Raw genomic sequence first — 13,761 nt, forward strand, 5'->3', positions numbered from 1 at the left:
GAGCGAATCCTATCCCATAGTTAGTTCTGCGAGAAAAAGGGGAACTGCCTCGGATCCACCGGCGGATGCGGCATCGGACCACCCTGGGGCCCACCCTGCGGACCGCCCTGACCGCCCATCATCTTATCGATGGCGTCCTGAACCTCGCCCTCGAACTTTTTCATACCCTCATGCAAACGACGCTGGCCATCCTCAGAGCGCAGCTCCTCCATCTGCTCGGGCGAAATACCCAGTAGCTCGCCCAGCACGCCCATCATCTCGTTTCGCACGCGCTCGCTCGTATCCTCGTCAGCAAAACGGCGCACCTCGGCGCGCGCCAGCGAATCGACCGTCATACGCTCCTTGCCGTTAAGCCCCAGGTCGGACCACGCGAGCATATACGGCCAGGCACGCTCGGCAAACGAACGGGCCGAGACGATCGGCGCCATCGGCAACATGCGGCGGGCAGCCTCACCCTGTCGAACGAGCATCAGCAGCAGCGAGCAAGCCTCAGGCTTGCCAGCGGCCATCGGGATGTCGTCGAAAGATCGATTGCGGTCCACGTGCGCCTCGAGCGCGCCATCGACCTCACCCGGCTCAAGCCCGCCGAGCAGCTGTGCCGCGCGGTCGAGCATATCGACCGGACCGTCGAGCGTCGAGAGCGCTTGCGCCAGCACGCGCTCCATACAATCTTCCACCGCGTTGAGCGTCACGAGCTCTTGGGGCACCACGGCAGACGTGCGGTTGCGCACACGCGCCACAAACTCAAGCGTCGACAGGTACACATCGCCAAAGGGCGCGTAATCGCCCTGGTAGCCGCCGCAAAGCGCCGGCGCCGCCAGCGCGTACTCGGTTTTGGACAGCGGGCTCAGCGCCATCGCACCCAGCTCGAGCGCCGTGTCCTCCAGCATGAGGCCCAACGTGCGCGAGCGCAGACGCTCGGCATCGCCCGCCGACACGTCGCAATCGAGCACACGCGCCGCATCCGGTGCATCGCGCTCGGCGGTGCGAATGTGCAGACGCTCGGCGATGGCGCGGACGGCGGCACAGCGGGCAGCCTCGGCCTCTTCCTGCGCCGGCGTAAAGATACGGTTGCGCCCCAGCACCAGGCCAATCACATTACGCGGGCCCAGGGCGTCGACGGCCAGCGCCGCCAGCAGGGACGATGGCAAGTCACCCTCGAGTGCCACCACAGCACGCGACGCACCGTGGGCCCGGGCGTTGTCGCGCACGGCGAGCACCAGCGCCTGCCACAGCCACTCCTCGGAACGGAACTCGGGCAGTTCGTGATCTTCCAGGGCATCGAGCATCACGCCGCGCTGAATCTCCTGAACCAGCAGGCTCTCCTCAAAACACGGTGCCTGGGCCACCACGCGACCGCAGTCGTCGAGCACAAACGAACCGCCGGTATACACCGACTCGTCAAAGGCACCGACCGGCGCCATGCAGGCAAACCACACGCTGCGCTTGGATGCGATCTTGCGGTAGGCGCCGCTGCGAACGGCGGCAATGGCGGCAGTCTCGCGGTCGGTCATGTCAAACGCGTTGAATTGGAAATACGCAATGAGGTCAACACCGGTCGGCAACATCTCGAGTTCGCGGTCCAAGTCAAAAATCACGGCGATGCGCACGCCGTCCACGTCGAACACCGGCGGCGCCCAACGCGTGTCGTTGTTCTCGCCACGCTGCAGGGCAATGCTCGAACGCGCCGGCACCACATGACCGTCCTTGAGCATCATGTAGTCGAGCAGCGGCTGGCCCTCAAACGAAACCGCCGCGGGCACGATGCAGATCATGTCAAGCTCTTGGATACGCTCGGCGACACCGGTCAAGCCGGCAAGCATGTCGTGCTCAAAGTCGGCAGCGCCCACCAGGCCACCGGGCATGGCGCCCATAAAGAGCGGAGCCGGAACGCACAGCACGCGCGCCCCGCGCTCGTGGGCCAGACGAGCCTGGTCCTCGATGCGGCCGCAAATGCCCTCAATATCACCCAGGCGCATATCGATCTGTGCAAGCGCGAGCTTCATGGCCCAGCCCTTTCCGTCGTAAACCATCGAAATCGTAGTAAAAGCGCCGGCCGCATAATGCAGTCGGCGCTTGCATGTGCATATGCTAGCTATGATACCCCGAGCGGGGGCGCGCTCCTAGAATGTCGCGGACCACAGCCCGTGCAGGTTGCAGTAGGCATAGACGGTACCGGTCTTGGAGCCGCCCGCGAAAAACGTCGCGGGTTTCATGCCGGGCTCAAGGTAATGGACCTCTAAGCGGCCCTCGGCCTCAAGGGCGATCCACTCAATGTAGTGCTCGGGCAGGCTGGGGTGCTCGACCGAGCCAACGCGTGCGCGAATCACGTGACCGTCACGCTCGGTCTCGACAACAGGCACGTGCTTCTCGTGCGCCGCGTCCTCAGTGTTTGCAGTCAGTTCCGTGCAACCGGCAGGGGTCGCAACGTCGTCGCCAAGGGCAGCGATGAGCTTGCCGTCGGGGTCCTTAAAGAATTTCGCCATGATGTTCTCCTTTGCTGATGTGCCAATGTTCTTGATGGTTCTTATGCCCAAAGGCAGACAAACCATCCACGGCATTGCAAATGAACACATAACGGACCAGGCAAGCGGTCGGGCCAAAATGCGTCGACCGTCCTGCCCACTCCGGCAGTCCCACCCCGCGCGCGGCTAGCGACCGTCGCCGCCCAGCAGCGCCAGAACATCTTCGCGGGTAAACAGCGCCGACGAGATGCCGTCGCCGCCGAGCACGCTGTTGACCAGGTCGCGTTTGGACTCCTGCATCTGCATAATGCGTTCCTCGATCGTGTCCTTGGCGATGAGCTTGTACACGGTCACGGTATGTTGCTGACCAATACGGTGTGCACGATCAGTTGCTTGGTCCTGCGCCGCCACGTTCCACCACGGGTCGTAGTGGATGACCACGTCGGCAGCCGTCAGGTTAAGGCCCACGCCGCCCGCCTTGAGCGAAATCAAAAAGACCGGAACCTCGCCCGCTTGGAACTGCGCGACCATCTTGGCGCGGCTCTCCTTAGACGAAGCGCCCGTGAGCTTAAGGAAGGCGATGTCCTCCTTGGCCAGGCGCTTACCGATAATATCGAGCATACCCGTAAACTGGCTGAACAACAGGATGCGATGTCCGCCGTCGAGTGCGCCGTGCACGAGCTCCATGCACGTATCGAGTTTGGCGCTCCCCGCCTTGTAATCCTCGTAGTGCAGACGCGGGTCGCAGCAGATCTGGCGCAACTTGGTGAGCTCGGCAAGCACCTTGAGCTTGTCTTTCTTAAACTCGGATGCCTCGCGGTGCTGCACCTGCTGGGCGATGCGGTCCTGGTTTGCCAGGTAGAGCTTGCGCTGCTCGCCGGCAAGCTGCGCCATGACAGTGTCCTCGATCTTCTCGGGCAGGTCTGCCACCACGTCTTCCTTGACGCGGCGCAGCACAAACGGCGACACGAGCGCCTGCAGGCGGGCGGCGCTGTCGCCCTCGGCGTGCTCGACTGGGCTTTCGAAGCGCTTGGCAAACGACTCGCGCGTGCCAAGTAAGCCCGGCATCAAAAAGTCGAAGATGCTCCAGAGCTCGGATAGGCGGTTTTCGATGGGCGTGCCCGTCAGGGCAAAGCGCACGCCGGCAGGCAGGCGCTTTGCGGCGCGCGCCACCTGGGTGAGCGGGTTTTTAATGTACTGGGCCTCATCGAGCACCACGCGGGCAAAGTCCTGCTCGACGTACTCGTCGATATCGCGCCGCATAAGGTCATACGACGTCACGACCACGTTATGCTCGGCCACGCCGGCGATCTGCACGCGGCGCTGCGCCTTGGCGCCCACAATGGCGCACACATCGAGCGACGGGGCGAAGCGCTCCAGCTCGGCGGTCCAGTTGTACACAAGCGACGCGGGACACACCACAAGCGTGGGTTTAGTGTCCCCCGCCTCCACGCGCGCCAGGATATGCGCGATCATCTGGAGCGTTTTGCCCAGGCCCATATCGTCGGCCAAGATGCCGCCAAGGCCCAGGTGTTCGAGCGAGCCAAGCCACTGGTAGCCGTCGACCTGGTAGCCGCGCATCGTTGCCTTGAGCGAGACCGGCACCGTAAAGTCCATCTTGCCGAGCGTGTCCAGACGCTCGACGGTACGGCGGAACGCAGCGTCGCGATCGGCCTCGAGCGCGGGCGTGCGCGCGAGCATGCTATCGACGAACAGGGTGCTCGATGCGGAAAGCGACACGCCGTCGAGCAGGTCGACGGCATCGACGCCCAGGTCCTCGGCGAGGCCAAACGCGGCTCGAGCGCCCTCGTCCAGGCGAATGATGTCGCCGGACGTAAGGCGCGCAAACGTTTGATGGCGCTTGTAGGAGTCGAGGTAGATGGCAAGATCTGCCGCCGAAAGACCGCTCGCGCCCAGTTCAACATCGAGCAGGTTGCTCTTGACGGTGGCACGCACCGAAAGCTTGGGCGCAGGGCGCACCGAGATCTGGCGTAGGCGGTCGCTGAGCATGACCTCGCCCAGCTCGGACAGGGCAGACAGGCCCTCGGTCAGCAAGCAGAACAGGCCCTCGTCGTCGCGCTCCTCAAACGCCAGGCCGCCCTCGTAAAAGTCGAAATACAGGGCCGCCGTGTCCATAACGCGAAACTCTGCTATCTCGTCGCGCGGCGGCACGCCCGGGCGCTGTTCTTCGAAGGGGCTTCCCGGAGCACCCAGGCTAAAGAGATCTGCCGACCAGTCGCCGTAGGAAACCGTAATCTTGCAGGTCACGAGCCCGTCGTCGACACCGATTGCCATGGCAAAGCTCGGCTCGGGCGCCACGGTGTCGAGCACGGCGGGCGCGGTAAGGTCGGTGTAGTCGCGCAAAATGGGCAGCGCCATACGACAGAACTCCCCCACCTGGTCGACAGCGATATGGATCGGCGTGCGACAGGGCAGTAAGCGCGATAGGAACGGCGCCGCATGCTGGGCAAACGCTACATCGGCGCGGCGCGCACGGCGGGTGTCGACCAGATAGGCAACGTCGCCCGAAGCAAAGCAGTATGCATCGGCCGGCAGGCGTAGATCGTAGCTGCCGCCAGCCGCCGGCGCGATTTTGGCAGCAAGGAGCGGTGGGCGCTTAGACAGAGCCTCGTCCTCCCCTTCCGGAGGCATCTCAACCGCCACGTCATAGGTGCGATGCGTCGTCGTCCCCCGCGACCAGGCGGGCTCAAAGGAGATGGTCTGGCCGCGCAACAGGTCCAGCACATATACGATGCTATGCTCGGACAGCGGCAACTGACGCTCGGCGACAAAACCACTGCGGGCAAAGTCGTACGACGCCGAACGCGAGCTTGTGATGTCATCGAGATAGGCAACTGTCGTCACGACAAGGTTGAGCAGCTTTGTCGACACGTCTTCGAAGGCTTCGGGCGTATGGACAAACGTGAGCTTCTTGCCGTACGAGAAGGTGCCGCCGCGCACGTAGGCATCGGCCATGCCGTCGATGTCCTTGACCACGTAGGACACCGATCCACAGCGAATGCGAAGCTCGAGCGCCCAGCTAAAGCGGTCGGCAAACAGTGGATTGTAATACGGCACCAGCGAGGGCTCCAACACCGCCTTGGGGGCATCGGGATCCACACTGCCGGCAAGCTTGTGGCGCATGCTCGCCAACTCATCCATGCGCGCGTCCGAAAGATCGGAGAGCGCCGTCATGAGGCTGGGGCTCGTGGGGACGGGCGCCGGAAAGGGAAAGTTGGGGTTGACGGCCGGCGCTTTGGGCGCGGTGCGCGCGGGCTGGTTCGGCTGCGCCGTAAACGTGCGAACCGGTGTGCGCAGCCCCTCAACAGGCTCAATGCCGCCGGCATCCAAATACGCCAGAGCCGTGGCAATAGCGTGCTTGCACATACCGGGGTAACGATAGGCGGCGGGGCAATCGCAGTCGTAGTCGATCACCTCGTGCTCGTCCATGTCGAGCGCCACGTGCGTCTTGTACAGGTCGCCGCGCGAACCGCGCACCGAGCCCTCAACCGTCACGTTTTTGGAGAAGCGCGAGCCGCTGTCCTCGATCGACAGCACGGCGCCGTTGAGCATGAGCGAACGCCCCTTCATAAAGGTGCCGCTTAACGCCGCCTCTTTGCGAAGCGCCTGCACAAACGTCCCCTGCGCCATCACTTCCTCCAATCTCACCCGGGGTAGCTTAGATAACCGTCACGCGGCCTTGGTTGCCGACGATGGCCTTTGCCTCTGCCAGCAGCGGAATCGAGCGTGCATTGACCTTGGCCGGCACCTCAGCGCGCAGCACGCGCCCGTCGACTTGCTCAATAAAGATCTCCACGCGGTCGCCGCCCGGGTTGGTGGTGAGCACCGTGGCCAGGCGCGCCATATTGCCCTGGCTAAAGCGGCTGTTGGGCACCATGACCTCAAAGACCTTGGGCTTGTTTTTCTCCTCGCTAAGCTCCAGCGGCACAATCTCCTGCGCGATGATCTGGTCGCCGCGGTCCGAGCGCTCGAGCTTGCCCTTAATGCGCACAAACGCGTCGGACAGCTGCGCGCCGGTCTCGGGATCGACCTCGCCGTACAGATACCCCTCGGCCTCCTTGTAGGTCTTGGGGAACACCACAACCGTGGCCTCGCCTTCCATGTCTTCGAGCTGCACGATGCCCATGGGGTCGCCGTTTTTGGTCACGCGCTTGGACACGCTCGAGACCATGCCGGCCCACCACAGCGCCTTGCCCTCGGGAATCTCCTGGTTGATGGTGCCGCCCGTGGGGTTTTGCACCTCGTAGCCGGTGTCGATCTGCGAGAACGAGAAGTCGCGCGCTTTGCTAAGTGCATACTCAAACGGGCGCAGCGGGTGGTCCGAGACATAGATGCCCAGAACCTCCTTCTCCTGGCTCAACTTAAGGTGGCGGTCCCATTCCTGGCCATCCGGATCGGGCACGCTCACCTCGAAGCCCGAGCCCTCAACGTCGCCAAACATATCGAAGAACGACGTCTGGCCGCTCGCGCGGTCCTTCTGGCGCTTTACCGCGGCATCGATGATGTTCTCGGGGTTGTTCTTGTCCACAAAGTGCATCATCTGGCGACGCGGATACCCCGTGGAGTCGAAGGCGCCTGCCTTGATCAGCGATTCGATCACGCGACGGTTGGCCTGGCTCGAGTCCACGCGCTCGACAAAGTCGTGCAGCGTCTTAAACGGACCGCCCGCCTCGCGCTCTGCGATAATCGCCTGCGCCACGCCGGTACCCACGCCGCGGATGCCGGCCAGACCAAAGCGCACGCCTTCCTTGGTAGCCGTGAACTCGGTGCCGGACTCGTTGACATCTGGCGAAAGCACGGGAATGCCGTCGTGACGGCACGCCGAGACGTAGTGCACGATCTTGTCGGTCTTGCCCGTATAGGACGTCAGAACGGCCGCCATGTACTCGTGCGGATAGTGCGCCTTGAGCCACGCCGTCTGCATAACCAGAATGGCGTAGCCGGCGGAGTGCGACTTGTTGAAGGCGTAGGATGCGAACTCGAGAACATCGTCCCAAATCTTCTGGGCGACCTCGCGCGTGTAGTTGTTCTTGATAGCGCCGTTCATCCAGTGGTCGTAGGTGGTCTCGTCCGAGCCATCCTCCCAGTGGAGCACCGTCGACGTGAGCAGCTTAATCTTTTTCTTAGCCACGGGCTTACGGATACGCGAGTCCGATTCGCCCTTGGAGAAGCCGCACATCTCGACGGAGATGAGCATAACCTGTTCCTGGTAGACCATGGTGCCGTAGGTTTCGCCCAGGATGTCGTCCAGACGGTCGTCGTAGGAGACGGCCGGCTCCTTGCCGTTCATACGGTTGATGTAGGACGAAACCATGCCGGCGCCCAGCGGGCCCGGGCGGTACAGGGCGATCAATGCCACGACGTGCTTGTACTCGGTGGGCTTCATGTTCTTGATCGTGGCCGTCATGCCGGCGGACTCGACCTGGAAGACGCCGGCGGTGTGACCGGAGCCCATGAGCTTAAAGATCTCGGGGTCGTCAAAGGGAATCTCTTCCTCTTTGATGTCGATGTCAAAGTTCTTTTTGATGTTTGCCTTGGCCTTGGAGATAACCGTCAGCGTGCGCAGGCCCAAGAAGTCCATCTTGAGCAGGCCCATGTCGGCAACGGTATGGCCCTCGTACTGGGTAATCTCGACGCCGCCCTTGGTGTCGAGCTTGGTGGGCACGTGCTCGTTGACGGGGTCACGGCAGATCAGAACGGCGCACGCGTGCACGCCCTCGCCACGGGTGAGGCCCTCGATCGAAAGCGCCGTGTCGATGATGCGGCGGGCGTCGTCGTCCTTTTTATAGGCCTCGGCAAAATCGGGGTTAAACAGATCCTCTTTGCCGGGTTGTTTGTCGAGCACCTGCTTGAGCTTGACCTTGGGGTCGCTCGAGACCATCTTGGACAGGCGCTGGCCCATGTAGACCGGATAGTCCAGCACGCGCGCGGCGTCGTTGATGGCCTGCTTGGCCTTAATGGTCGAGTAGGTGATGACGTGGGTGACCTTCTCGGGGCCGTAGAGCTGGCGAACGTGCTCCACGACCTCGAGGCGCCGCTCATCGTCGAAGTCCATATCGATATCGGGCATCTCGGTACGCTGCGGGGACAGGAACCTCTCGAACATCAGGCCGTTCTCGAGCGGGTCGAACGCGGTGATGTTCATGGCGTAGGCGACGATAGCGCCGGCGGCCGAACCACGGCCGGGGCCGACGCCGATGCCGTTGTCCTTGGCCCATTGCACGTACTCGGCAACGATCAAGAAGTAGGCGGCAAATCCCTTGTCGCAGATGACCTTGTATTCGTACTCAAAGCGCTCTTTGATGTTGACGCCACCAATCTCGCGCGTGGCCCAATCGTCACCGTAGTGCTGGCGCAGGCCTTTCTCGCACTCGCGGCGGAACTGGCTCTCGTGCGTCTCGCCGGGATCGAGCAACGGGAAGCGCGGCAGGATGATGGAGTCCCAGTCCAGCTCGACGTAGCACTTATCGGCGATCTCGAGCGTGTTATCGCAGGCCTCGGGGCAATACGGGAACATCGCCCGCATCTCCTCCTCGGTCTTCATGTAAAACTCCGAGCCGGTCATGCGCATGCGGTTGGGGTCGTCAACCTTGGCGTTCATGCCGATGCACATGATGACGTCCTGCACGGGCGCGTCCTCGCGGCGCAGGTAGTGGAAGTCGTTGGTAGCGATGACCTTGACGCCCACCTGTTTGGCAATGTCGATGAGCGTGCGGTCCATCTGCTCGTCGGTCAGACCGTTATCGGTGGTGATGCCGTGTTCCTGGATCTCGATGTAGAAGTCGCCGGGCTCGAAGGTGTCACGGAAGGTCTCGGCCCACTTGATGGCGCCTTCCATGTCACCGCGGTCGATGTACTTGGGGATGATGCCCGCGATGCAGGCGCTGGTGCAGATCATGCCCTTGGCATGGCGGCGCAGGTTGTCGAGCGTCACACGCGGCTTGTAGTAAAAGCCCTGCACGGCGGCCTCGGAAACCGTCTGCATCAGGTTGACGTAGCCCTCCTGGTCCTTGGCCAGGAGGATCATGTGGTAGAGCTCGGGCTTGTGGTCGCGGGCGAGCGTCTCGTCCGGCGTAAAGTAGACCTCGCAGCCAAAGATGGGTTTGATGACCAGGGGCGGCTTGAGCTCGTCGATGTTGCCCTTCTCGTCCCACATGGCCATGTCCTTCACATACTGGGCATGCTCGCGCGGGTTTTCCTCGGGATCGGGCTCCACCAGCTCGTCGCGGCGGTCCTTTTCCAAGAAGGCCTTGTCGTGGCTCCACGTCTTGTACTCGGGCGTATTGTGGTTGACGGCGTCGCAGGCCAGCGCCAGGTCGGGCACGCCGTACATGTAGCCGTGGTCGGTAATGGCCACGGCGGGCATGCCCAGCTCTACGGCGCGGTTGACCATATCCTGGATACGGGTTGCGCCGTCGAGCATGGAGAAAACAGTGTGATTGTGCAGATGGACAAATGCCATGTAATGAGCTCCGATGCGGGTTCGTGATCTTAGGGTTACGATTCTACCGCACGGCGCGGACGACACCCGAACCTAGCCCAAACCCACACGGCTCCTCTTGCAGTTGCGGTGAAATAGTTCCCGCTTGGGCCATCTGGGCCGCAATACAGGAACTATTCCACCGCAAGTTATCTGAGGGCTAGAGGTTGTAGGTGACTACTTGGGGTTCGGCGGGTTCGACGAAGATGGTTGGATCCGGCTGCTCCACGCGGACGAACTTGACGGTCACCGCCTCAAAGCCCGCCTTGTGCAGAACATCGGCGTAGACGCGCGCCTGCAGGGCGTGCTTCTCGAGCAGCTGGTCCGGCGTCTCGTCCGGCGTGCCACCCGTCTTGTAGTCGATGACCAGTGCGCGCGACGGATCGGCCGGGTCGGTGGCCAGTGCATCGATGGCGCCTTCGGCATATGCACCGTAGCGAGCGATGTCCTCGTCCTCGCAGCCCAGCGAAAAGAACGGCACCTCGGCGCGAACGCACGGCCACGCGAGCAGGTCGGCACGAACAGCCGACTTGAGCCAGCGGTCCAGGGCAACATCGAAGCGTTCGCGCTGCTCCGGCGTCAGGCACCACAGGCGCGCCAGCGCATCGGCACGCTCAGCGGGCAGCGCATCGGCACCCATCTCGATGAGCCACTGGCAGGCGGCGTGGAAGGCCGAGCCCAGCGCCATGGGGTTGCCGGCGAGCTCAACGGCGGCCACGTCTGCATCCGTCATCTCGGAACCATCCGACTCCGCATCATCGCCGGCCTCGTCCATGGGCACGCGCGCCTCGGCGGCACGGTCCTCGGACTCGGCATGCAGCGCCGCGGCAATTGACGAGTAGCTGTACGAATCGCGCTCCGGATACGGGCAGGTGCCCATGCGCACGCCCGCCGCCTGGGGATACACGAGCTCAAAGGCATCGGGATCGGGGTCGGCAGGACCGGGGACGATTGTACTGGCCGAATCGTCGGCAGTATCTGTATCGACATCGCCGCGAACAAGCCTGCCCTCGGCATCCAGCGAAGCGTTGGCCTCAAACGCCTGCTCGCCAAAGGTAAAGTCCGCGAGCGAAATGAGCTCGTAGTCGCCCGGCTGGGAGTTGTCGAACACCAGGCGGTCGGCATCGAGCTGCGGCATGTCCAGAGCGTCGGTCGGCAAAATACGGCGCAGCACGTCGTAGGTCAGATCGGTCTCGACATCGAAGGTCGGCGCCGTCACCTTGCCGCGGCTCACGCCGGCGTCCATCGCCAAGATCACCAGCTCGCGCGCACGCGTCATGGCAACGTAGAGCAAGCGGGCCCGCTCCTCGAGCGAAAGCTGCAGGTCATCGTTGCGCAGGCGAGCAAATGCCTCGGCGGGAGAACCCGTCGCACAGACGTCCTCCATGAGCTCCGGCGGCAGCCACAGCGACGTGCCCTTGCCCTTAAACGCATGCTCAAACTGCTTTTTGACGTCGTCGCCCTTCACAAAGGTACCGTCGGCAAGCTTAACGCCGTCGAAGCGTGCCGGCAGTGCCACGACCTGCGCTCCGCCCTCGACGCGACCCATCTGTGCCGCACCCGAGGACTTACGCACGCCAAAGCACTCCGCAACCGCCACGACCGGATATTCCAGGCCCTTGGACGCATGCACGGTCATGATGCGTACCGCGCCGTCACCCTCCTCGTTGAGGGCACCCGGGGCCTCCTTGCCCGCCAAGAAGCGGTCGAAGGCCAGCGCGATGGAACGCGGCGAGTTGCCGAACTCGGCCTCTGCCTCGGCCACGGCATCGAGCGCCTTCAGCACGTTGGCGGCAATGGCCTTGCCCTCGGGGCCGCGTTGCGCCAGACGCACGAACCAGCCGGAGGCATTGACCACGTCACGCGCAATGGCAGCGAACGAATCACGCCCCACGCGACGCAGTGCGTAGCGCAGCACCTCGCGGGCGCGCGTTACGAGCGGCAAGCCCTGCAAGCCCGGCACATCGGAATCGCTCATGATGCCCGCATCGATGTTGCGGCGCGACGTCTCGCCCGTCTGCTCGTCGAGCTTGGTCGCCAGCGCCAGGAACTCCTGGGCGCCGAGTGCAAACATCGGCGAGGCCAACAGCGGCATAAGACCCTGCGCTGTATCGGCCGGATTGGCAAGTGCGCACACCAGGGCACGCACCGTCTGCACCTCGGCTGCCTGGGCAAAGACCGAGCCGCCTGCGATCACGCAGTCGAGCCCTTGGTCGCGGAAGGCCTGCGCATAGACATCGGCGTTGGTCATGCGGCCCAGCAGCAGGACCATGCTGCCTTGGGGCTGCCCCGCTTTGACGAGCGCTTGGAACCGCTCCGCAATCGCACGAGCTTTCGCCTGCGTTCGCTCCTGCGTGCTGCCACCGACAACGAAAAGCGCCTGGCGGCGCGAAGCCTTTGCCTTGAGCTTGTCCTCGCGATCGTCACTCGGCTCAAGATCCAAGAACCCCTGCATCAAACCACCAGTATCGCCGTCAAAGACGCGCGCCACATAGCGCAGCACCTCGTCGTGGCTGCGGAAGTTGCGCACGAGTTTGACGAGCTCGCCGGCGGGGGCATCGGAGACGGCAGTCGTCTCGGGCGCAGCAGAGGAGCCCACTTTGCGCTCCTGGCGACGGAATACCTCGACCTCGGCGCCACGGAAGCGGTAAATCGACTGCTGCGCATCGCCCACGGTGCACAGCGCGCGCTCCCCCGCGCCCGTCAGATAGCGAATCAAATCGACCTGCATCTGGTCGGTATCTTGGAACTCGTCGATCATGACCATCTTAAAGCGGCCCTCGTAGGCGGCTCGGATGGCGGGATAATCGCGCAGCGCCTCGTATGCCATGCGCAACAGATCGTTATTGTCGAGTGCGGACTGGTCAGCCTTGAGCGCACGGTATTCCGCCTCTACGGCACGGGCAAGCCCCGTCAGCGCATCAAGTGCCGGGTCACCGCAAGCCAGCACAATATTGACGAACGTGTCGGCAGCCTCTGCCTTAAGCAGCTCGACATTCTCCTTTGGGAACATCTTACTCGCGCGCGGCATACTGCACGCCATCATAAGCCGCGCCACATCCGCCATGGTCTTGCCGCTCGCCTCGAACGCGTCGATGGCCTCGAGCGCCACCTGCGCCTTTTCGGTCGCCGCCTTGCTCGCGCCGAGCGCCGCGCGATAGGCGTCTGCCAGGGCCGAGGTATCGGCACAGCCACGAACCACGCACACGTCGTCCATGCCGCCCGGCAGCTGGCTCGATAGCTCCAATAGGTTGCGCACCAGACCTTTGATGGTGGTGCCGCTGCCAAAGGGACCGCCCTCACCCGCCATGGGATACCAGGCATAGAGTGCTTTGAGCGAAGCCGCGAGCTCGGGAGCGGCATCGGGCGCTGTCGCGCGGCCCAGCACATGCTCGACAGCCTGATCCATAAGCTCATCGGTATCGGTAAGCACCGTGAACTCGGGATCGATGCCCAGCTCCAACGCATGCGCGCGCAGGATACGCGAGCACATGCCGTGGATGGTCGAGATCCAAGCGTCGTCGACCGTCAGAGCCTCTTCGTCCATACCCTCTTCGATAAGCGCACGGCGCACACGGTCGCGAATCTCAGCCGCGGCGTCTTTGGTAAAGGTAATGGCGAGCACCTGATCCAGATGCTCGACAAACGGACCGGATTCGGGCGAGAGCGCGTAGACGATGCGGCGCGTAAGGGTAAAGGTCTTGCCCGAGCCGGCACCCGCCGAGACAAATAGCGGGCGGTCGAGCGTTTTGACGACTTGCAGCTGTTGCGGCATCAAAGTCGAAAGATCCATGG

General features: G+C 63.3%; 5 protein-coding genes. All 5 read right to left on the reverse strand.

The window, feature by feature from the left end:
- Window positions 1–20: 20 nt before the first annotated feature.
- The 5 genes from GDJ93_RS07375 to GDJ93_RS07395 all read right to left on the reverse strand — a co-directional run bounded on the left by GDJ93_RS07375 (window position 21) and on the right by GDJ93_RS07395 (window position 13,759).
- Window positions 21–2,033, reverse strand: coding sequence for an NAD(+) synthetase (locus GDJ93_RS07375; RefSeq protein WP_152068302.1), 2,013 nt, complete (start codon window positions 2,031–2,033; stop codon window positions 21–23).
- Window positions 2,034–2,123: 90 nt separating this feature from the next.
- Window positions 2,124–2,486, reverse strand: coding sequence for a desulfoferrodoxin family protein (locus GDJ93_RS07380; protein ID WP_055285739.1), 363 nt, complete (start codon window positions 2,484–2,486; stop codon window positions 2,124–2,126).
- A gap of 165 nt (window positions 2,487–2,651) precedes the next feature.
- On the reverse strand, window positions 2,652–6,116 hold the full coding sequence (locus GDJ93_RS07385; RefSeq protein ID WP_152068303.1) for a DEAD/DEAH box helicase: 3,465 nt from the start codon (window positions 6,114–6,116) through the stop codon (window positions 2,652–2,654).
- Window positions 6,117–6,144: 28 nt separating this feature from the next.
- Window positions 6,145–9,948 carry a DNA polymerase III subunit alpha gene (gene dnaE / locus GDJ93_RS07390; protein WP_152068304.1) on the reverse strand — a complete coding sequence of 1,268 codons (3,804 nt, stop codon included), beginning with the start codon at window positions 9,946–9,948 and terminating at the stop codon, window positions 6,145–6,147.
- 178 nt (window positions 9,949–10,126) lie between these two features.
- Window positions 10,127–13,759 (reverse strand): UvrD-helicase domain-containing protein, encoded by a 3,633-nt coding sequence (locus GDJ93_RS07395; protein ID WP_152068305.1) that lies wholly within the window; start codon window positions 13,757–13,759, stop codon window positions 10,127–10,129.
- Between the last annotated feature and the right edge of the window lie 2 nt (window positions 13,760–13,761).

The sequence above is a fragment of the Collinsella aerofaciens genome, from assembly GCF_902501475.1.
Taxonomy (GTDB): domain Bacteria; phylum Actinomycetota; class Coriobacteriia; order Coriobacteriales; family Coriobacteriaceae; genus Collinsella; species Collinsella aerofaciens_AL.